We start from the raw sequence: 23,965 nt of genomic DNA, 5'->3' as shown, positions 1-23,965 counted from the left end.
AACAATCGTATTTTTACGGCTTCGTCATAACTTTAAATATCATTATTTATTGAATCTACTACTCACTTGTTTGAAAGCTTGACAGTTTAAGTGTTTTAACCCTACCCCCCCCCGAATTAATAGTTTTTTATCTTACTGAATTTTATGTGAAGTTCCCAGAAAAACGCTTTACAGGTATTGAAAAACCGTATTAGTATCAGTGACATTGAAGGCAACAAGAAAAGGGAGCAAGGCGATTTTGTGAGGTGGGGCAAAAAGTGTACCTTTACCTACGCCAACCATAGACATAGCTAAAATATTATTCTGGAACTAAGGTGAAATAAATCACATCAAAAAAATAAAATTCCAAGACAAAGTATCTTCTCAAAATATCCTCAGAAGACTTGCATTCATTAATTTGTGGCTGGTGGGAATAAGCTGCTTAGGTCAGTTAGCAAATAAGCAGGTATTGATTACCATAGAAAATTATGTTAAATGGGAGTTGTAGGTATAAAATATTAGACAGGTTGAAGATGGATAAAAGAGGTAAAAATCGAATTACAGGAATTATGCGAACTTCCAGCTATCCGATGTAAAATAATTTCCCCATTTTCTCTTAACCAAAATTCACTGTTTCCTTTCATTCTTCAATTGACAACTTGGCGGATTAAACTTCCCATAGCTCCACTACCAATAGGTAATTTACGGGCTGAAACTTTAGCATAGTTCAAACGTTCTTCCCCATAGGCATGTAAAAGATAGTTTCTTTGTTTAACCAGAGTTTTAGAATGCTCTCCTAGTGCTGAAGCAATAAATTCATCCATATTAATGCACCTTCTCTAATCTTTTCTTCATGGGCCTTAAAAGTTCGTCCATTCCATTGGGGAATGTTATTTTTTTCTAAAATTTTCGTAACTTGCTCTTGAAAATCTTTCAAACATTTGGTCAAATTAAGACTTGAATATATATTTCTTGTCATTAATTAATGGTAGGTATTCCCTGTTTTTTCTTTGGAAATCCTACCTTTTTTTTGACCACAACAGCAGTGTGTCTCAACTTCTCTCACCTGATAAATTTATTTAAGTAACTTCACTTTAGTTCGCTGTATAGGATATTTTAGTAGTACGGTAAATGATTTTTATCGATGCCTGTTTTGGGTTTAGTGAGGGCACACTTTTTGCCCCACCTCACAAAATCGCCTTGCTCCCGAAGAAAACTCGTTCTTCAGGAATAAATACTATGAGTACAGTAAATCTATTGACAAAGTTATCAATGGCTACAGCAGGGGCAAAAGTAAGAGCACTGAGTGTAGCAGTAAATGCTCAAGCTGCGACGATTACTCTTTTAGAGGAAAATTTTAACACCGAGAATAATGGTTCTGGCGTATTAAATTATGGTAGCTTTACTAAGTTCGATTTCATAGATAGATGGGACAGTGGATATAATAGGTAATGGATATTCCAACTTCTTACCTGGTAATGGACTATACTTAGATCCAGACGGTTCAACATCCAATGCTGGTAAGCTCTCATCTAAATCCATCTTTGTGTTTGGTGCACGTGACTTAGTGAATCTTTTATTTAAACTAGCTGGAGACCAACGAAATAATGGAAATAACTCGGTGATGGTATCTCTGGGTAGCTTGTTTAACGAAAGTTTCATACTGCCACCAACCCAAGATTTTACTACTTTTACCGACAGTTTCACGGTTGCTTCAGATACAAGTGCTAAACTAGCTTTTGAGGGAGTTGGTGAAGATAATATTGGATTGTTAATTGATGATGTCACCTTGACCAAATCAGTTCCCGAACCTGCTTCTCTCATTGTTATCTTCGGCTTAGGTGCTTTTGGTGTTACCTCTCTTCCCAAGCGCAAACAAGAAAAAGTTGCGGTTAAAGCGTAACCAGCAATAAATAAATTTACTCTTAAACTTAACTTCTACTGTGTCACGGCTTAACTGACATGGTAGTTTTGCTTTTAAGTCTGTGGCATTGCTTTGGAGACCATAGCGGCAAAGTTGATTCCACACACCTGTCTTAATAATGAATTTATGGCGAAGAGAGGGGTCGTTAAGTGCTAACCTAAAAGATGATATTACTTGATCTCAGGTCTTAGACGACCGACTCTCAAACATAGCTTCAATCATTTAGGCGCAGCATGGTCACCACCGCAGAAAAAACAAACATAGGTTACATTACCCAAATCATTGGTCCAGTTGTAGACGTTAAGTTCCCCGGCGGTAAATTACCCCAAATCTACAACGCTTTGACCATCACAGGCACTAACGAAGCTGGACAAAACATCAGCTTGACCGTTGAAGTACAGCAATTGCTAGGCGACAACCAAGTTAGAGCCGTGGCGATGAGTAGCACTGACGGATTAGTACGTGGTTTGGAAGCCGTTGATACTGGCGCTCCCATCACCGTACCCGTAGGTAAAGCTACTCTGGGTAGAATTTTCAACGTTTTGGGCAATCCTGTAGATAACCAAGGACCTGTAAACGCTGAAGCCAGACTACCCATCCACCGTGATGCTCCTAAATTCACAGAATTGGAAACCAAACCTTCTGTGTTTGAAACTGGGATTAAAGTTGTTGACTTGCTGACTCCCTACCGACGCGGCGGTAAAATTGGTCTGTTCGGGGGTGCTGGTGTTGGTAAAACCGTGATCATGATGGAATTGATCAACAACATTGCTACCCAACATGGTGGTGTGTCTGTATTCGCAGGTGTGGGTGAACGTACTCGTGAAGGTAATGACCTCTACAATGAAATGATTGAATCTGGGGTTATCAACAAAGACAACCTCAATGAATCTAAGATTGCTCTAGTTTACGGTCAAATGAACGAACCACCCGGAGCTAGAATGCGGGTTGGTTTGTCTGGTTTGACAATGGCTGAGTATTTCCGTGATGTGAACAAGCAAGACGTATTGCTGTTTGTTGACAATATTTTCCGGTTTGTACAAGCTGGTTCTGAAGTATCCGCACTATTGGGACGGATGCCTTCTGCGGTAGGATATCAGCCTACTCTGGGTACAGACGTTGGTGCATTGCAAGAACGGATTACTTCTACCACCGAAGGTTCTATTACTTCTATTCAAGCTGTATATGTACCTGCGGATGACTTGACTGACCCCGCACCTGCAACTACCTTTGCTCACTTGGATGGTACAACAGTATTGTCTCGTGGTTTGGCAGCTAAGGGTATCTATCCAGCGGTTGATCCTCTGGGTTCTACTTCCACCATGCTACAGCCAAACATTGTTGGTGATGAACACTACAACACTGCTCGCAGTGTACAATCAACTCTACAACGTTACAAAGAACTACAAGACATCATCGCTATTCTGGGTTTAGATGAATTGTCTGAAGAAGACCGTCTGATTGTAGCACGGGCGCGGAAAGTTGAGCGTTTCTTGTCTCAGCCTTTCTTCGTAGCTGAAGTATTTACTGGTTCTCCTGGTAAGTATGTGAAGTTGGAAGACACCATCAAAGGTTTCCAGAAGATTCTCTCCGGTGAGTTGGATGCTTTACCAGAGCAGGCTTTCTACTTGGTAGGCGATATTAACGAAGCAATCGCAAAAGCTGAAAAGCTCAAAGGTTAATAGGTAATGGGTAATGGGTAATGGGGGTAATGGGTAATGGGTAATGGGTAATGGGTAATGGGTAATGGGTAATGGGTAATGGGTAATGGGTAATGGGTAATGGGTAATGGGTAATGGGTAATGGGTAATGGGTAATGGGTAATGGGTAATGGGTAGGAAATTTCTGCCAATTACCAATTACCAATCATAAGTAGAAACTAAGAATATGACACTAACCGTTCGTGTAGTTTCCCCAGATAAAACTGTGTGGGATGCTCAAGCTGATGAAGTAATTCTTCCCAGCACAACTGGTCAGTTGGGTATCCTGACTGGACACGCACCAATGTTATCTGCCTTAGATACAGGTGTAATGCGTGTTCGTGCTACCAAAAATTCCAATTGGCAAGCGATCGCACTTCTAGGTGGTTTTGCAGAAGTTGAAGAAGATGAAGTTACCATTCTTGTTAATGGTGCTGAATATGGCGATGCTATTAATTTAGAAGAAGCCCGTCAGGCTTACAACGAATCACAAACCAAGTTGAACCAAGTTGCCGCAGGGGATAGACAAGCTCAAATCCAAGCAAATCAAGCCTTTAAACGCGCCCGTGCCCGTTTTCAAGCTGCTGGTGGTATGGTTTAAACCTGTATTGGTAATTTAATCATTTCATTTAATATTGCATGGTGGTTATAACCATCATGCAAATTTTTATGGTTTTTTAACCAGGGGTTTCATAAAAAACCTCACGGGAGTGTAACCTGTCTGTTCGGTAGCATCCTTTTAGATTCCCCTAGCCTAAAGGCTAGGGGAGAATCAAATCAGGCGATTGTATTTCTGCTGCTGCAAGTCCAACAGCTGACGCTAACAACTGGACAAGATATACAACTTCTACTTGATTTTGGAACAAGACTCCGTATACCTTAATATTCTGGAATCCTATTGCCTCTTGCCTTTTGCCCCCTGTCTAAGCAAGTAACTATGCCTTACGCCAAGAAAGCTATTAGGAATCAAACCGGATTCCTATATTACTCCTATTTGTTGTTGAGTTAACTATTTTTTCCAGTAGTAGAAAGTCCTTCAACTATTAATGAAGGAGTATAACAAGCACCATTCCAATCTGCATCTCCACCCAGTTTGACTATTTGTTTAAGGGCTGTGTAAACATTACCAACCACCATTGTATCTTTAACTCTGCCAATTATTTGCCCTTTTTTTACCCGATAGCCCAAATCAATGTTGATGGAAAAGTCACCAGAAATTCCGCCACTTTCTCCTAATATTTGATCCACGATTAAACCATCATCCATATCTTGAATTAATTCTTGTAAGGATGCGGTACCCGGTTGGATGAGGAAGTTAAATAAACCAGGGGTCGGATAACTACCCAAACCAGGACGAAAACCATTCCCTGTGCTACCAATTCCTAATTGTTGTCCGGTGGTGTGATCGCTATAAAAATTCCGTAAAATCCCGTTTTTAACAAATATCAAAGATTTTGTAGGATTGCCTTCATCATCAAAAGGACAACTATAAGGCCCAGCTTCAGGATCTTGGTAAAGAGTGAGAGTGGGTACAACAATTGGTTTACCTAACCTTTCTGCCCAAGGAGAAGCTTTTTCTAAGACTTGCTTACCATTTAAAGCAGCTTGTACAGTTCCCCACAGCATATCTGCCGCTTTGGAAGTGAATAAAACTGGAAGACGACCGCTAGGAGTATAAACGTTTTCTTGCGCCCAATTTAATCGCTGTAAAATTTGATGAGCGACTTTATCGGGGTTGAGTTCACCACGTTGAGTTTGTCCATCAGCAACGCTTAAAAAATCATCACCTCTAACCCATTCTGCGGACATATAGCAACTGAGAGTAGTATCACTATAGTGACAATCTAAACCTTTGCTGTTGATTAACCTGGTATTTTCAACATCACATTCCCAGTCGCTATTACAGAGAACATCAGGATAGATATCACGAATCAGAGCGATCGCTTCTTTACCCCAGTTAATCAACATATCCACTGGTACAGCTTCCCCCAAATCTGGGTAAAATTCCAGAGATTTACTGACTAATTCTACTGATTCAGGTTGATTTAATTGACTCAAATCGAGCGAGCGCTCTACCATCACCTGGGGATCTACAGAACCGTAAGCCACAGTCAGTCCGGGACGACCGTTTCTCCATAGCCGCAGTGCAGTACCTTCAGATTGACTAGTTTCTAGTTGTTTAAGGCGGTTAGCCTCAAAAAACACTGGACGAGAAAGCGATCGGGACTGATACACTTCCGCAGCCTCTGCGCCAGATTTTAAGGCAAGTTCTAGCAGATCTTCCGCTAGTGTATCTTGTGACAAATTTGCAGAACCCATTTTCCTTGATGAATTGTGGATTTTGGATTGTAAAGCCTAGATAGACGCTGATCATTATCCCATCAGCTTGCCTCAACAGTTGTAAATTTCATGGAATTGGGCATGGGGCATAGGGTAATTGGTAAAACTCTTCACCCCATCATCCTAATCCCCAGTCCCCAATCCCTACAGACTCACCTCTTGTAACAGCCAAAAACCAGAAAAAGATTGAACTTGAGGATCAGACTGTACACCGATAAAATGTACTCCATTGGCTTTTTGCTTCGTTTCTTCAAAGCCTTGAGCTTCTTTGAGAAGTTGGGGAGTGCGGATATTTGCCAAGACCCAGCTTTCTGTTGCACCGGTTTCTAAAATTAATCTGTCACCTTGACTAGTATCAAATCGCAAATAAGCCATTTCTAAACCAGACATCCATCCAGCAATAGGTAAAGCCCTAGGTGAAAAAATCAAAATGCCAGGAATGCGAATTTCTGGTGATAATTGCGCCAATTCTAGGGGAAAAGCTTCACCAAAGGCAATTTCCCAATCTGGCATATCCACAAAATCCTTGGCTTCTAAAGTCACAAATGCCCATTGTTTGCCTTCCAAAGCATCTGGTAACCGCTGCGGTAAAGGTCTATCTAAACGGACTGAAGGATTAGCCTCCCCTTGATATCCTAGTTCTTGAGGATAAACTTCCTCCATACGTTGCTGTAGCCATTGGTTGAGAACCAATGCCCGCCGACTAGGTAAAGCGGGAATACCCGCATCCTGACAAGCTTTGGTAATCATATTATTCATTTGACGACGGAAAAAGCGGATTTTGATTGGCGCTTCCCCGGCTTTATTTATCGCTTCCTCCAAGGCTGTCCGCAACCAAACCGAATTTACTTGAGTACTAGGGCAATATTGAGCATAGCGAAACAAGGAATCAGTTTTCGTGCGGACATCCACAGGACTTTCACACACTAAGATTTCCCAAACTTTTTTTTGATTTGCGTCCAAAATCGGACGGGAGTAAAAATCGAGTTCCCAAATACTGCCCATGTTATGCGGTGAAATCTGGCGAGTTGATGTTTTGTTATGTTTTTACTCTACCAGTTCACTGCTTATCTGTTTAAACAGTCCTTTAACTTTTGAGCCAAAACCAAAACATGAGGTTCAGACATGATACTATCGTGATTCCCTGATATATCATGAATTTCCACGGACGCAGTTGCTAACTCCTCCCATTTTTCCATATGACGAGCATATTCTTCCATGTGATCAATTGCTCGAAAAAAGATTATTTTACCTGGATAAACTTGAGGACAATAACTTCTATAGGCACGAACGATCGCATCTCTAACTGCTAAATTGCTGAGGGCATGAGGTAAAGGTAGATTCCTCTTCACATAAAATTGATAGAGATTATCCTTAATCATATCCTGAATGCGTCGATTAATCTTTTCCCAAATCGCAATGATCTGCTGTTTAAATGTTAAATGACCAAAATAGCTGCGATTACGCTTAATCATATCCATTATAGATGAATAAGTACGAGACACTGTTTTTATTGAAAAATAAGGATTTAAAACTGTATTGTCTGTAGGTATCATTTGTAGAGGATAGGCATCGAAAATAGTTAGTAATTTAACACTCTCTCCTTGAGCATGAAGTTGTTGCGCCATTTCATAAGCTATCATACCTCCTGCACACCATCCTCCTAATAAATATGGTCCATGAAGCTGAATAGTCTGTATTTCTTGAATATAGTGAGAAGCCATATCTTCAATACAAGTATGAGGAGAACTTTTCCCATCTAATCCTTGTGCTTGTAAACCATAAACTGGTTGATCAGCATCTAGTTTAGATAACAAATTCAAGCTGTGTATCAAACCTCCTGATGCCGTATGAATATAGAAGAAAGGTGGTTTTGATCCTTTGGTTTGAATAGGAACTAACGAAGACCACAAGGTTGAGCATCCTTCTTGTCTAAGGACATTAGCTAGTTGCCTAATTGTAGGACATTGGAAAAGATAAGTGAGAGGAATATTTTTGCCAAATGTCTTGTGAATTTGAGCAAACAGGGTTACAGCTAGTAATGAATGACCTCCCAAATCGAAAAAATTATCACTTAATCCTATGGGTTGAATACCTAAGACATTCTCCCAAATCTTAATAAGTTGCAGTTCTAAATTATCGGCAGGTTGGAGATTTCCTTCTGATTCCAAATTTCTAAAATCGGGAATAGGAAGGTTATAATAGTCTATTTTTCCATTAGCAGTTAAAGGAAAAGATTCTAATACCACAAATGCAGCAGGAATCATATAATCAGGTAGCTGCTGTTTTAGGTATTTACGTATTTTATGCGATATTTCTAATGGAGAATTTTGATCATAAGTGGGGATAATATACGCAATTAATCTTTCTTTGCCAGGAATATCTTCTCTTGTGATAACTTTAGTTTCCCTCAGAGATGGATGTTGGTTTAATACTGCTTCTATTTCTCCTAATTCAATTCTGAAGCCGCGTATTTTCACTTGGTCATCAATTCTACCCAAGAATTCTAAATTACCATCAGATAAATAACGTGCTAAATCACCTGTTTTGTACAGTTTGGCATCAGGTTCATTACTGAATAGATTAGGAATAAACCTTTCAGCAGTGAGTTCTGATCTATTAATATAACCTCTAGCTACACTATCACCACCAACGTAAATTTCCCCTGAAACACCCAAGGGGACAGGTTGGCGATATTGATCGAGTACATAAATTTGTGTATTGACTAAGGGACGACCCAAAAGAACCGTATTTGATAACGCTTCAGTAGAGGCCGAGCCTAAAGGATAAGTGAGTACACCAACAGTAGTTTCTGTAGGTCCGTAGTGGTTAAAAATTTGGCATTTTGGCGCTAGTTTATTGACTCGTTTAATCAACTCCCAACTAGCAGCTTCACCACCCAGAATTAGACGTTGACGAGGCAAAAGTTTTTCCGGCTCAGAACCTGTTAATAAAGAAGATAGGTGTGAAGGGACTATTTTTAAGCAATCTAGAAAATAGGACTGATTATATTTAGTAAATGCCACTGGGTCAGTAGCAACTTCCTCAGCAATGATGTGTAGACATCCACCTATACACAATGCTGAGAAGATCATCGTGTTTCCCAAATCTGTGAAAAATGGAGAAACAGTAGCAAAATTTGCAGCAGTTGGTAAATCTAATCTATCTAAAATCCCCTTCACATAATTGAGCAGTTGTCCGTGTTCTACTCCCACTCCCTTGGGCTTACCTGTAGAACCAGAAGTATAAATCACATAAGCTAAGTTTTTACAATGTGGAGATTTCAAAGTATTCCCTGAAAGTAAATCTTGGATGTCTTCATCAAGAGAACCTACTACGAGCTTATTTTCAGCAACTAATGGCAGTTGATTAATTTTTGCTAACAGGTGTTTTTGTGTTAATAATACCCCTACTTTAGCATCATCAAGCATACGGTAAATACGCTCTGTGGGATAGTTAATATCTAAAGGTACATAAGCTCCACCTGCTTTCAAAATCCCTAAGAGTCCTATCACCATTTCTATAGAGCGTTCTGTATATATACCAACTAAAACCTCGGGTTGTACTCCCAATGTTTGCAAATAATTTGCTAATTGATTCGCACGTTGATTGAGTTTTCCATAAGTTATTTGTTGATTTTTAAACACCACAGCAACCGCATCTGGTGTTTTTTCAGCTTGTTCTGCAAACAAATGATGAATGCACTTATCGTGAGGATAATCTTTTTGAGTCTGATTCCATTCAACTAATAATTGATGTCTTTCTTGTTCTGTAATTAGAGGCAATTGCCAAATTTTTTGATTAGAATCAGTCAATATCCCAGATAATAACATCTGGAAATGTTCTATCATGCGTTCTATGGTAGAAGTATCAAACAAATGCGTATTATATTGCCACTCACCAATTAGCTGTCCATTTTCTTCCGTCAACGACACAGTAAGATCAAATTTTGCAGTTTGCACTGCTGGTTCTAAAGTTGTTACAGTTAAATCTGGTAACTGCAATTCTCCCATGAGTGAATTTTGCAAAGTAAACATCACCTGAAATACAGGAGTATGACTTAAATCGCGTTCCGGTCCCAATACCTCAACTAACTGCTCAAAGGGTAGATCTTGATGGGTATATGCTTCTAAACATACCCGTCGGACTCGACTTAGTAATTCGTTAAAACTGGGATTATTACCTAAATCAGTTCGCAATGCTAAAGTATTCACAAAAAATCCCATTAATCCTTCAAGTTCTCTCCGGTTACGTCCCGCAATGGGAGTTCCCACTATCACATCTTCTTGTCCACTGTAGCGACAAAGTAATACTTTGAAAGTTGTCAATAAAACCATGTATAAAGTCACTCCCTCTTCTTGGTACAGTGACTTAAGACTTGCAGTTAATTCTTTTGAGAATATAAAGGATTTTGTTGCCCCAATATAAGTTTGAATTCGTGGACGGGGGCGATCTATGGGTAATTTTAATATAGGTAAAATCCCACCTAATTGTTGTTGCCAGTAAACAAGTTGAGACTCTAAAAATTTCCTAGTCAGCCACTGTCTTTGCCACAGAATAAAGTCTGCATACTGAATATATAGTTGTGGTAATGCAGAGGTCAAACCCTGGCAATAAGATGTATAAATTGCTTTCAATTCCGCAAATAATACCCCAAATGACCAGCCATCAAAAATAATGTGATGAATATTAAATATCAGTAGATATTCCTCTGCACTCAATCGCAATAGTTTGACGCGCACTAGGCGATCTTCTGCTAGATTAAATGGTGTTTCTGCTTCTTGTTGTGAGATTTTTGCCGCTTCTATATCTCGTTGTTCATCAGGTAGTAATTGTAAGTCGGTGATAGGTAAATCCCAGTTAATATTTTTGGTAATAACCTGTATTGGTTGTCCGTCTGTTGAAATAAAATTCGTTCGCAGAATTTCATGCCGCTTTATAATTACTGCTATGCTTCTTTCTAAAGCAGTAATATTGAGTAAACCCTGAAGCCGCAGAGTCAACGGCATAGTGTAAGCAGTGCTATTGGGTTCTAATTGTGCTAGAAACCAAAGGCGTTTTTGAGAAAAAGAAAGTGGTAAATTTTCTTTTCGCTGAATTGTTGGTTCAATTGGTGGTAATAATAAGGAATTATTTTCTCTTTCGGTAATACGGATCTGCTCATAAAGTTGTGAAACCGTAGGGTATTCAAATAGTAAGATTAGTGGTATTTCTTGGTTAAAGGTTTGTCTGAGCCGCGAAATGAGAAGTGTCGCCAGTAAGGAATGTCCACCTAATTCAAAGAAATTATCATCAATGCCAATATTTTCTACTTTGAGAACCTGACTCCAAATTTGCACAATGATTTCTTCTGTGGGAGTACGGGGGGCAACATAATTACTTTGAGCAGCCCAAAAATCGGGAGCAGGAAGAGCGCAATGGTTGATTTTGCCGTTAGTAGTTAATGGGAAAGTTTCCAACACCACAAAGGCAGCAGGAATCATGTAATCAGGTAGCTGCTGTTTTAGGTAGTTGCGTATTTGATACGGTATTTCTAATTGTAATGAAGTAAATTCTTGATTAAATTTTTTCTGTTTACTGGTCCCTGTTACCTCGGTGGAAAAGTTGGGAATAATATAGGCAACTAATCTTTGATCACCAGGTATATCTTCTCTAGTGATTATTCTTGCTGCTTTCACATTTGGATGTTGGTTTAATATTGCTTCTATTTCTCCTAATTCTATCCTAAAGCCGCGAATTTTAACTTGGCTATCAGTCCGTCCCAGGAACTGAATATTCCCATCTGGTAGATAGGAAGCTACATCCCCAGTTTTATACAATCTTGAATTATCAAAGGGACTAGGAACGAATTTTTCATCTGTTAATTCAGGTCGATTTAAATAACCACGTGCTAAACCTATTCCACCAATGTATAACTCTCCCGCAACACCGATAGGGACGCTATTTTTATGATGATCAAGAATATATATTCTACGGTTTGGTAAGGGACGACCAATAGGAATGTTGGTATAGGATTCTATTAGTTTGATGTTTTGAGGAATTGTAAAAGTGATTGCGGTTATGCTTGTTTCAGTTGGTCCATAAGCATTGATTAAACATATTCCTTTCATGGGACTGTTGTACCAGATTTTCAGTATTCCTGGTGGTAGTACTTCGCCTCCACAAATAACTAATCTAAGTTCATTGATATCAATAGCATAAGTGTTTTCATCTAGAGATTGCAACCATTGAGTCAAGTAAGCTATGGGAATGGCAATAACAGTCAAACTGTAATCAATTAATTTTCGGTGGAACTCCCAGGGAGTTAATGATTGTGCATCAACTAAGATTACTGTTGCTCCAACTGTGAGAGTTGGTAAAATTTGCTCTAAAGAGACATCAAAACTCAGAGAGACAGACTGTAAAATGCGATCGCTTGCATTCAATTGATAGTGTTCTACGATATTCTGACAATGATATGCGATCGCCTGATGTTCAATCAAAACCCCCTTCGGTGTTCCTGTTGAACCAGAGGTATAAATAACATAAGCCAGATTTTCCCCTGTTAGGCAACTTTGGAGATTATTTGTAGATTCTGTTGCAATCTTCTCCCAGTCTCCATCTAAATTCACAACTTGTAGAGAATTTATTAAAAACTTATCAGCTAACGATTCTTGAGTCAAAAGAATAGAAACTTGTGCATCCTCAATTATAAATCTGAGACGTTCTTGAGGATAAACCGGATCTAGGGGTACATAAACACCTCCCGCTTTGAGGATTGCTAACAAACCAATAATCCTTGCTAAGGATATTTCTAAACACAATCCTACCAATTTATCGGCATTGACTCCTAATTTCTGTAGATAATTTGCCAATTGATTTGCACGTTGATTGAGTTCTTGATAAGTTATTTTTTGCTCCTCAAATATTACCGCAATTGCATGTGGTGTTTTTTCTACCTGTTCTTCAAATAGTTTATGAGTCCACTTAGTTTGACTATAGTTTATTTTATTTTGATTCCATTCAAGTAATAATTGATGTTTTTCTGCTTCTGTTAATAAAGGCAATTGCCAAATATTTTGGTTAGAATCAGTCAATATACCAGATAATAAGATCTTAAAATGTTCACTCATTCTTTCTATCGTCGAATCATCAAATAAATCAGTATTATATTCCCATTCACCTATTAACTGTCCATTCCGTTCTTCCATTGATAAAGTCAGGTCGAATTTAGCAGTTTGTACTGCTGGTTTTAAAGGTGTTAACGTCAAATCTGGTAACTGTAATTCTCCCATTGGTTCATTCTGCAAAGCAAACATCACCTGAAATATAGGAGTATGACTTAAATTCCGTTCTCGTTGCAAAATTTCAACTAGTTGCTCAAATGGTACATCCTGATGGGTGTATGCTTCTAAACATATCCGTCGGACTCGACTTAGTAATTCGTTAAAACTGGGATTATTACCTAAATCAGTTCGCAATGCTAAAGTATTCACGAAAAATCCCATTAATCCTTCAATTTCTCTCCGGTTACGTCCCGCAATGGGAGTTCCCACTATCACATCTTCTTGTCCACTGTAGCGACAAAGTAATACTTTAAATGCTGTTAGTAAAGTCATGAACAAAGTTACAGCCTCTTTTTGAGCAAAGGATGTGATACTTGCAGTTAATTCTGGGTATAAGATGAAGGTTTTTATTGCTCCTTGGTAGCTCTGCACTCTGGGACGAAGACGGTCTGTAGGTAATTCTAATATAGGTAAATTTCCACCTAATTGCTGTTGCCAGTAATTTAGTTGCGATTCTAAAATCGCACCAGTAAGCCACTTTCTTTGCCATAAGCTAAAGTCTGCATACTGAATACTAAGTTTTGGTAATGGAGAAATCAAACCTTCATAATAAGCTGTATAAAGTACTTTTAATTCATCAAATAAGACTCCAAAAGACCAGCCATCAAAAATAATGTGATGAATATTAAATAACATTAGAAAATCTTCTGCACTCAGTTGCAACAGTTTGACAGAAAATAGAGAACCTTCAGCTAGATTAAAAGGTTTTTCTGCTTCTTCTTTAGTTATTTTTTGAGCTTCTATTTTGCGTTGCTTGTTAGTTAGAATTTGTAGATCAATGATGGGTAAATTGAACTCAATATTATTAGTAATAACCTGTGTTACTTGTCCATCTATAGCTACAAAATTTGTATGTAGGATTTCATGACGCTGTACAATTTCACCTATGCATTTTTTTAATGTACTAATATTAAGTTTACCTTTAATCTGAAAACTGTAGGATAAGTTATAAGCAGTGCTATCCGGTTGTAATTGATCTAAGAACCAAATACGCTGTTGAGCAAAAGATAGGGATAATTTTATTTGAGGGTTTCTGGTATCAATGGGTGATTCTAATACAGGATTATTGGTTTGTTCTGTATTACTGATTTGTTCCGATATTTGGGCAATAGTAGGATATTCAAACAATAAGAGTAGGGATAGTTCTAAACTTAAGGTTTGTCTAATACGAGAAATGACTTGTGTGGCTAATAATGAATGTCCTCCTAATTCAAAGAAGTTCTCATTCATACCTATAGTTTCTACTTTTAGTACCTGACTCCAAATCTGCGCGATTATTTCTTCTGTAGGAGTTCGAGGAGCAACATAATTACTTTGAGTAGCTAAAAAATTAACAGTAGGAAGAGCACGATGGTCAATTTTACCGTTAGGAGTTAAGGGGAAAGTATCTAACACCACAAAAGCAGAAGGAATCATATAATCTGGTAACTTCTCTTTGAGGTATTCACGTATTTTTTGAGATATTTCCCCTTGATTATTTTCCTGTAAGTTGGTAATAACATAGGCAACTAATCTTTTGTCCCCAGGGATATCTTCTCTACTGATAACTTTAGCTTCTCTCAAATTTGGATGTTGATTTAATAAAGCTTCAATTTCTCCTAATTCTATTCTGAAGCCGCGGATTTTTACTTGGTTATCAATACGTCCTAGATACTCAATATCTCCACTTGGTAAATAACGAGCTAAATCTCCTGTTTTGTAAAGACGAGCTTTTGCTTGATTGTTAAAAGGATGAGGAATAAACCTTTCAGCAGTTAACTCTAGGTTATTTAAATACCCACGCGCTAAACCTGCACCTCCTACATAAATTTCCCCAGCAACACCTACAGGGACTGGTTGGAGATGGGAATTTAATATGTAGAGTTGTAAATTGGGAATTGCACAACCAATAACTTTTGGTGAAGAATTGAGATCATCTATATTGATGGGACGATAGGTAACATGAACTGTTGTCTCTGTAATCCCGTACATATTTACTAATTGGGTAAACTTGTCTCGATGTTTATCAACCCAAGGTTTTAAACTTTGAATATCAAGAGCCTCTCCACCAAAAATAACGAAACGTAAGCTTAAATCACTGTGGTTATTTAAAGATGTTTCTAGTTGAATCAATTGCTTAAATGCTGAAGGTGTTTGATTGAGAATCGTAATTCCTTCTTGAGATAATAACTTATAAAATAATTCTGGTGAACGACTTACATAATAAGGAATAATAACCAGACGACCGCCATATAAAAGTGCACCCCAAATTTCCCATACGGAAAAGTCAAAAGCATAGGAGTGAAAGCAACTCCAAACATCATTATTGTTAAATTGAAACCATGGCTGTGTGGCTGCAAATAAACAGACGACGTTATGGTGCAGAATGATAACTCCTTTGGGCTTTCCTGTTGATCCAGATGTATAAATAATATAGGCTAAATTATCTGGTTCAACTGTTATTTCTGTGTGTTGTATGGGTATTTTAACAATATCTTCCCAATCGTTATCTAAACAAACTACTCTAGCTTGATTTCTAGGAAGTCTTTCAACTAGATGTTGTTGTGTTAGTATAATTGATAGTTGGGAATCTGAAAGTATGAAAGCTAAACGCTCTTTGGGATAGGCAATATCTAAAGGCACATAAGCACCACCTGCTTTGAGAATACCTAATATTCCCACAATCATTTCTATCGAGCGTTCTGTACAGATACCAACTAAAAACTCTGGTTGCACTCCCAATGATTGTAAATAATTTGCTAATTGATTTGCACGTTGATTGAGTTCTCTATAAGTAAGTTTCTCATTTTCAAACACTACCGCAACGGTATCTGGTGTTTTCGCTACCTGTTCTTCAAATAATTCATGAATGCACTTATCTTGGGGATAATCTGTCTGAGTTTGATTCCATTCTACTAATAGTTGATGTCTTTCCCACTCTGTGAGTAAAGGAATATTCGCAAGTGTTTGTTCAGGAAGAGCAATTATATTTGTTAATATAGTTTCCAAATGTCCTAGCATTCTATCTATGGCATCATCTGCAAATTGAGTTTGCTGATAGTTGATTCTTAGTAATAAATCTGACTCTGCATCAATAGATAAAATTAGAAGATATCTAGCCTCTTCAAGATGTTCTATGTTTTCATAATTTCCACATATTAGCAGCGTCTCAAATAAGGGAACTTCTGGGGGAATTTCACTCCATTGTTGGATTTGTAATAAGGGAGTAGATTTATATTCTCCCAAAAAATAGCATTGTGTCTGTAATTCTGTCAACCACGATAATACTGAAGCATCAGCTTCAACAGAAATTCGCATAGGTACAATGTTAAAATCCAGTTCCTTTATCATTGCGCCAAACAGAATATCTGTTTCTCTTGTATAGTGACTTAAAAGTATAGCAACTGCCCCTTGAATAAAAGTATAAAGAGTTAATTTATGGTTTTGAGCAAAAGTTATTAAATCCGAAGTTTTACTGCCTAAAAGGCGAACTTCTTTGGTTTGACGAGATGGGTGGGATAAGGAGTCAGGAGTCAGCATTGGTAATGTGATAGGGGCTGTAAAACCGCGCAAAAAAGCCCGCCAGAATTTTTCAGAACTTGAGTATGAATCTAGATAAATATCTTCTATTATTTTCATAATTAAGCTAGTTTTTAGTGAATCATTTTGTGTATATTTCCTGAATTGAGTATATCATATTTTTTATAAGTATTAAAATCCCCCCTTCAACTTTGGGTTGAAGGGGGGATTTTTTAGTTCAATTAGGAAGCCCCAAAATTGGTATTTCTAGCAAGTTATGGGTTTCCTCCGTAGGAAACATTATCTGCAAGACCAAGACTGTTATTGTAACCATCCAAGTTGCTATTAATCAAGTCACCAGAATCCAAGGGATAGAGGACATTTGTGTTGGATCTATAGGCGCTTAGTAAACTGGAGCCGCGGCCAAAACTAGTAGTCCAGACACTATTAGCAAGGTGAGGACTATTAACGCTACAGATACCCGTCATTTGGTAGATCGCACCATCACCTTTATTATCTCCATTCTCGTCTGGAGTTAAGGCTCGTAACCAATTGATGCCTTCGTTGATGTAATATCGTTCATCCTGATCAGTTGTATTGCCGGTATCAATGGGGTTGCCAGCAAGATAGTTCAACCAACCAGCAACTAGAGAATGACCAAGATCGTACCGCTTATCTGTGTTGGGGTGCAAGTTGGAATCAACAATTTGGCGTGCTTGATCGAGAGTATAGAAGATTGTGTTCTCACCTGCATCAGTTTTACCGTTGCGGTTGAAGTCACCAATGAGTAACCCTATGTCATAAGATCCGCTTACAGGATCAAGAACTTTTCCAGGCTGTTCAGAATTGGTATAAGGTGCGAACAGAAGATCACTGTCGGCGAAATTGGACTGTGTTTTTTGTGATGGTTCGTTGCCTTGGATACGATCCCAGAACTTCTGCCAGTCGCAATTTTCCCAGAAGTCAGGGGTAGGAACACCAGGAGCAGATGGGACAGTAGGAGTAGCAATTACGGTGTCAGTGTCGGTGGCGCTGTTATTGCTGGTATTGGTGTCAGTGAAACCAGTGGGAGCAGTTACTGTGGCAGTATTAGTCAGAGACACTGTTGCTAGTGCAACATATTTCTGAACATCTTTCTGAACATCTAAATACCAAATCTTGAATTTATCTTCTGTATCATCCGTCTTAGCGGCGATTACTAGAGTGTTACCCAGGTTTTGATTAGCATTGATATCTGCCCAGCGATTACTACTACTACCTAAGTTGATTTCAGTGAAGCCAAAGCTGTTGAGAATTGAGTCGCTTAAAGTTGTGATGGTATTGTTAAATTTAGCAATCCAGACAGACATATCACTGTCATTAACGACGTATTGCAAATAGGCTTGATTTACAACAACTGATTCAGAGAATTGGAACAGGACGTAGTTATCTCTGCCACCGACGTTATCAACGCGATCAGAACTAGTGGATTCGCTGCTATCGGTGACAGCTAAACCACCACTATAGCTACCAAGATAGGCATTATTCCAAGCTCCATTTGTACGATCTACACGGCTAAAGGCACGTGCTGTAACAGAAATACCATCCTTTTTGAATGTGACGGTATTGCCGTCTGTTCCATCTGTCGAACTACTGCCATTAAAGTCGAATGTGGTGAGACTGCCTGTAGAATTTGTGGAAACTGCGTTGGCAGCCACTATACCTGTCACCGTATAGGTGATGCTGCTACCCGCTGTCAGGGTTACGTAATCGTTGATAGACCCTCTACCACTAGTTTGATTATCAGTAGCTCCTCCGCTGGCCACACTTGTCCAAGTGACATTTGTCAGATTAGTTGGCATGATATCGCTCACCAAGGCATTGGTAGCAGTAATCAAACCATTATTTTGAGCCGCGATAGTGTAGGTTATCTGCTGTCCAGGAGTTACTATCGTCAAACCATCGGTTTTGGTAATCGACAAGTCATCGGTACTTTGATAAATACCTGCATCCACAGTAGTGTTGTTTTCACCAGAAGCAAGAGTAACAATCTGGGTTTGTCCCGTGCTGGTACTAGCATCAGAATCTACAGTATCATCAGTACCTAAGTTAGCTTGAGTGAACTGATATCCTGCAGGTAAATTCGAGAATCCGACTTGATATTGTTGACCAGGTGTTAGTCCATCAAAGTTGTAGCTGCCACTAGCATTAGTAGTTGTAGTCAGAGTAGTGTTGTCCCCAGTGGTACTAATTAGTCCATCAGTTCCCCCACTAGTCAGGGTAACAGTTACACCACTTACTCCTGCTTCAGTAGTATCTTGAATACCATTATTGTTGGCATCATTGAATACAAAGTTTCCTAATGAAGCTGTTTTATATAAGCCTGAATCAACTGTGGTGTCATTGTCTCCAGCAGATAGATTAACAACATCGGAGATGAGTCCATCGCTATCAACACTATCATCACTACTAGCATTAGCGGGACTTACACCGTTAATGCCTGTGGGTTGTACAAACTGGACTTTGTAATCTCCTGGTTGCAGATTGGTGAAGGAGTAGAGTCCATCACTGCCTGTAGTCGTAGTAGCGACGACGGTGCTATCTGCATTTAATAGTTTGACAGTGGCATTACTTATACCTAATTCCCCGTCATCTTGAATACCATTGGCGTTGTTATCCAACCACACTCTGTCACCTATACTGGCTGGTGTGAGTTCACCGAAATTATTACCAGTGCCATTTGTCCCTGATGTCAGGGTAATGCTGCTGATATTGTCGTTATTTAATGTTCCACCTTGAGTACCTACCGCATCTTTACCATCTAGGTAAGCACTAGGTTGGCTTTCTGTCAGGGTATATGTTCCAGGACGCAGGTTGTCTACTGTGTAGTTACCATTAGCATCTGTGGTGGTGGTGCGGCTGACTGTGTTTCCTGAAGCATCTGTACCTGTGAGGGTAATGGTTGTCCCAGCAATGCCTGTTTCATTTGCATCTCTGACACCGTTGTTGTTGGCATCTACGTATACGCTGCCAGAAAGGCTTGCAAGATTGAAAAATCCAGCATCAACTGTTTTGTTAATTTGTCCAGTAACTAAGGTAATGGGAGTTGAAGTAAAATTGTTGCTGGGGTTGGTGTTGGAATCTAGATATGTGTTATTACCTTGGAGATATGGACTGACTGTGTTAAAGCCATTCGGCAAGGTAAATTTCACCTGATAAAAGCCACTGGGGGCATTAGTGACACCAGCGGCATTAACGGTGATATTACATAAAAGTGGTCCAAACTGATACCAGCCCTTCTCAACTATTATTGTTGTCTTGGAGTTGTCTCCGGTCGTAGTAGTACCAATAACAGCACCGCTTTCATTGAGCAATGTGACTGTTGCTCCATCAATTCCTGATTCGTTAGCTTCCTGAATCCCATTCGCATTCAGGTCTTCCCAAACAAAATCTCCAATACCCGCTGTCTTAACTTCCAGTAAGATAGGCTGTAAATTCAAACCCTTAACAATGACACCAAAATCTTGTCCTGCTACAGGCACAAAGTCAGTACCATTGGTTACAGCCAGAGCAATGAGATCATTTGCCTTTTGATGGGTTGTGTCATAGGTCCCTAATGTACCACTGTCTGTAGTGTCTACCGGGTCGCCAAGGATTTTCCATATGGCTAACTGTACATCACCATACGTATAGTCAACATTATTGTAGCGGTATTTGTTATTGACTAAGTTGGCTGCTTCGGTAACGTTGTTCATCAGCCAGTTGATTCGCTGAAGTTTATCCAGGTAGGGATCGTGATCTGAGGCAACTGTCTGTAAATCTGTATAAAGGATATCAGTGGGTATGCTTCCATAGCTAGAATATACACTAGCGTTGTTAAAACTGCCTCCGTTCAGGTTAGTTGTAGCGTTAATACACCAAGCGTCATAACTTCCGTTGAGTAATCCACCGTTAGTGATGGTGACATTGACGTAGCTGGGTAAAATTGATTTTGTAGTTGTTGATGTATCTTGTTGATCACGTATGAGTATTTCGGTAGCTGTAGTTGGTAATGTGGAGTTGAATATTGAGAGAGTATTGTCTGCCATAATTTTTGTTTCCTTTTTATTAATTCCAACAGTGTTTTTGGTTAGTCTAGGAATTGTTTAGCTATTTATTGAACTGTGGTTTCTTTGTATAGCAAAGCTATTATTAACCTCCAGATGTTTGGTTTAATTAAGTGCAAATAAGTCTTAAAAACAAAGGTTAAAATCAAACTACCTCAATGGTGGTTCTAACAGCAGAAATAACTCATCCGTGTAATTAATATGTATTACACCACTAATAAAAAAAATGTAGTGATCTCTCCGCTAAGTAATTAGCACTATTTTTCAGCATTATTTGTGGACAAATAAAGAACGATAGTTTTTAATTTGTTGGTGATGAATTAACATTTCATACATAATAATATTACTGGTAATAAAATTACTAGTCTTTTTTCGTAAATTTTCAGTCAAAATATGTGTAAATTCCATGAAGATTGACTTTTCTCAAATCAGAGTAATTACTTAGTATGCTGCACCGGAGATAAAATAGCCATCCCTGATTTCTGAACAGCTAACTGTGTATAGGTTTTAAATTTTAACTACGTGACTTAGGCAACTGGCACAATCGCTCTTGGTAGGACCTAGATATGAACATTAAGCCGCTCAACCAAACCTAACGTTCCCGGAGCATCTCTGAAATAGATAGTGAAGAATCTCTGAGATAAGTAGGTAGACACAAATAAACATAAGTTTGTAACAAAATGTAAATTACTTGAAACCCTTGGGATTGCTTAATTCCCCTTTGCTGCATTCGCCATGACATCGTTATAAATTTTTCCGCCCACCTACTTACTAGTATCGCCGTGAATTCAAAATATATACGGCGTGAGCTTTTCAGAGATTTGTAATGGTTAGTTCATTTACGCCGTACTGTACTAGAGCCTACGGCACGCTCCGCGTTTACGCACTTTCCGGAAGGGATAGGCTGCACTATCAGTATTACATAAGTCCAAGTTTCACCCGTTTGCAGTATACCAAATCAACAATCACGCAGTCCCAGATGACAATTCTTGAAACTTTACGTGACCGTATTTTGTCTGAACTGAAGTTGGGTAAGCAAGCTCCTGGTTACAAAACTGCCCTCAAAGCTCTCAATCATTTCATTACCCTTAAGTCAAGGTTGGCAGAACTTTTTGAAAAATATTGTTGAACATCTACAAGCGGGATTGCTAGGCTGGCTGACTGGAGGTTTGGGTATCAAGCAAGAAATTAATCTTGAAAGTCCCCAAAGTATCTTTAGTTTGGCACTGGGACTACTGGGGGTGAACTGGAATTATATTCGCCAAAAAGCTGTCAAGCACAAGAAAATTGGGGAAGCAAAAGTTAAAAGGCTAGAAACCAGCTTTGAACTTTCAAAAACCCTGAAAGATAAAGGGGTAGTCCGTTTATGGCAGCAAATACAAAACACGATAGGCGACTTCAAACAAATAGTGATTGAGAAAATTAAGAATCTGCTCATCACAGATGTGATAACTAAAGCAGTGCAGCAGTTGTTGTCAACTATAGCTCCACCAGGAACTATAGTTAAACTTGCTGAAACCTGTTACAAAGGAGTCAGCTTCTTAATTGAAAAAGCAACAAAAATTATAGAAGTAGCCAATACAGCAATTGGAGCAGTGAATAAAGTTGCATCTGGCAAGGTAACAGATGCGGCTAATTCAGTAGAGACAGCTTTAGTTCAATCGATTCCTGTTTTGCTTGGGTTCTTTGCTCGATTAGTTGGCATTGAAAATCTAGGAATAAAAGTGAAAGAGTGGTTATCAAGGCTCAAAGCGAGGATAGATAATTTCATTGATACACTCTTGAATCAGGCCGTTAATTGGTTGTCGAAGTTCCCTAAAGGGACAAAGACTGGTAAGCCTAAGCCACCTTCAAATAACAATACGACAGCCAGCCCTAGTAACCAGCCAGATTATGATAATAAGGTTCGAGTTGGTCTGGCTCAGATTGACAAGAAAGAAACAACATATTTAAGAAAAAACATATTTAAAGAATGGCAGGATTTGGAAGAAATATGCCCAGGAGGTAGGGAAAAAGTCACGAAACATAACCCTATCTTTAAGTCAATTACTGTAGTTTATGGTGGTGAAACCTGGGATTATGACTGGGTTGCTAGTAACGGAACAAAGAAACGAGAGAAACAAGCTGAGAAAGCTCAGAACGATTCGGGAATTATAGAAAGTGATACTCGTCCATCCTTACCAGACTATAAGCATATCTTTTATCATGGAACTATTGAACCAACGGCTGGAAAACTGAAAAAGTAGGATATAGAGGCTATCGGTGGTAATGATTTTGGTAAATGTTTCTACGTTCATACAAAAGAGAATTGGCACAAAGCTAAAGAATGGGTCGAGGGTAAAGATGAAGGTTGGGGAGTTGTTAGTTTCCTGATCCCCGAAGATATATGGAAACAAGAAGTCCAACCACTTGACTAAGTCATCTTCCGATTCAATAAACAACAGCCAGGTAATATGCCTAACAATACTGATACAAAGAAGCCATTCAAAGATTGGGCTGATTTCGTTGACTATAACAAGGAATTTAACGGCAAGAACAGACCCCGAAATAAGTTACCAACATGGAAATATAAAATTATCCAGGGGCCAATGGGATGAACTTTTGAACCGGGTGAACCGCAAACAACTAACACGAATAACGTTCATCAGGTGGCATTTACGCAAACTGGAGTATATATTCTCAATCTTCCAGAAGTAAAAAATCTGAAAATAGCTGTGGGCAAACCAAATAAAGATAAAAGAAAAAAAAGTAATTTATTAAATATTGAGAGGAAAATAATGAACGACTTAGACAGAGGATATTCTCTATCTTACCGAGGTCTTGGCAAATTAAGAAGACGAAGATGTGCAGGATTATTTAGAGTATTCTATTGAACAAATACAAGCTAGACCTAAGCCAGAAATTCCCCGTGAACAGTGAGTGGCTTTACAGAGCTTGGTTTACTGAACCTACCATTAATGCCAGTTCAGAGGTTCTTCAATTTCTCTCAGATGGAACTGGTAAATATCTATATTTCAATATGGGTGTCACTAGGGATGAAGCTCCATTTCAATTCCCAGTGGAAGGGTAGCAAATCTCATTTCTGTTTGAGAACAAAAGTCAATGGATAGACAC

At 38.8% G+C, this 23,965-nt stretch carries 10 protein-coding genes and 2 pseudogenes; 5 read left to right on the top strand and 7 right to left on the bottom strand.

Features of this window, described 5'->3' with window-relative positions:
* Positions 1–497: 497 nt before the first annotated feature.
* Positions 498–803 (bottom strand): annotated as a pseudogene (locus AAZO_RS37615) (ISLre2-like element ISCst1 family transposase); the annotation flags it as partial.
* Between the two features lie 307 nt (positions 804–1,110).
* Here AAZO_RS37615 and AAZO_RS26320 point away from each other — a divergent pair.
* The 3 genes and pseudogenes from AAZO_RS26320 to atpD all read left to right on the top strand — a co-directional run bounded on the left by AAZO_RS26320 (position 1,111) and on the right by atpD (position 3,585).
* Positions 1,111–1,431: a hypothetical protein gene (locus tag AAZO_RS26320; protein ID WP_013191047.1), complete on the top strand. Its 321-nt coding sequence runs from the start codon at positions 1,111–1,113 to the stop codon at positions 1,429–1,431.
* Positions 1,432–1,774: 343 nt separating this feature from the next.
* Positions 1,775–1,882 (top strand): annotated as a pseudogene (locus AAZO_RS43565) (PEP-CTERM sorting domain-containing protein); the annotation flags it as partial.
* Positions 1,883–2,136: 254 nt separating this feature from the next.
* The gene (gene atpD / locus AAZO_RS09225; protein ID WP_013191045.1) at positions 2,137–3,585 is read left to right on the top strand and encodes a F0F1 ATP synthase subunit beta; all 1,449 of its coding nucleotides are present in this window, start codon (positions 2,137–2,139) and stop codon (positions 3,583–3,585) included.
* On the opposite strand, the gene AAZO_RS09220 is transcribed toward atpD, so the two are convergent.
* Entirely contained in the window at positions 3,582–3,755 is a 174-nt protein-coding gene (locus tag AAZO_RS09220) for a hypothetical protein (protein WP_187289633.1), read from the bottom strand. The genes atpD and AAZO_RS09220 overlap by 4 nt on opposite strands.
* A gap of 35 nt (positions 3,756–3,790) precedes the next feature.
* Here AAZO_RS09220 and atpC point away from each other — a divergent pair, with 35 nt between their 5' ends.
* Positions 3,791–4,204, top strand: coding sequence for an ATP synthase F1 subunit epsilon (gene atpC, locus AAZO_RS09215; protein WP_013191044.1), 414 nt, complete (start codon positions 3,791–3,793; stop codon positions 4,202–4,204).
* 404 nt (positions 4,205–4,608) lie between these two features.
* Here atpC and AAZO_RS09210 read toward each other — a convergent pair whose 3' ends face one another.
* From AAZO_RS09210 to AAZO_RS35170, 5 genes are all read right to left on the bottom strand, one after another.
* Positions 4,609–5,922, bottom strand: a complete 1,314-nt coding sequence (locus tag AAZO_RS09210; protein WP_013191043.1) for a TldD/PmbA family protein — start codon at positions 5,920–5,922, stop codon at positions 4,609–4,611.
* Between the two features lie 165 nt (positions 5,923–6,087).
* Positions 6,088–6,948, bottom strand: coding sequence for a Tab2/Atab2 family RNA-binding protein (locus tag AAZO_RS09205; protein WP_013191042.1), 861 nt, complete (start codon positions 6,946–6,948; stop codon positions 6,088–6,090).
* A gap of 62 nt (positions 6,949–7,010) precedes the next feature.
* Positions 7,011–16,886, bottom strand: a complete 9,876-nt coding sequence (locus AAZO_RS09200) for a non-ribosomal peptide synthetase (protein ID WP_013191041.1) — start codon at positions 16,884–16,886, stop codon at positions 7,011–7,013.
* Positions 16,887–17,041: 155 nt separating this feature from the next.
* Positions 17,042–20,833, bottom strand: coding sequence for an SdrD B-like domain-containing protein (locus AAZO_RS09195; protein WP_013191040.1), 3,792 nt, complete (start codon positions 20,831–20,833; stop codon positions 17,042–17,044).
* 288 nt (positions 20,834–21,121) lie between these two features.
* Positions 21,122–21,259, bottom strand: coding sequence for a hypothetical protein (locus AAZO_RS35170; protein WP_013191039.1), 138 nt, complete (start codon positions 21,257–21,259; stop codon positions 21,122–21,124).
* An 833-nt stretch (positions 21,260–22,092) separates the two neighbouring features.
* On the opposite strand from AAZO_RS35170, the gene AAZO_RS09190 reads away from it, so the two are divergent.
* Positions 22,093–23,097 (top strand): hypothetical protein, encoded by a 1,005-nt coding sequence (locus AAZO_RS09190; protein ID WP_144031268.1) that lies wholly within the window; start codon positions 22,093–22,095, stop codon positions 23,095–23,097.
* Positions 23,098–23,965: the final 868 nt, after the last annotated feature.

The sequence above is a fragment of the 'Nostoc azollae' 0708 genome (genome assembly GCF_000196515.1).
Taxonomy (GTDB): Bacteria; Cyanobacteriota; Cyanobacteriia; order Cyanobacteriales; family Nostocaceae; genus Trichormus_B; species Trichormus_B azollae.
The sequence above is the reverse complement of the archived record's forward strand: the minus strand, read 5'-3'. Positions and strand labels throughout refer to the sequence as shown.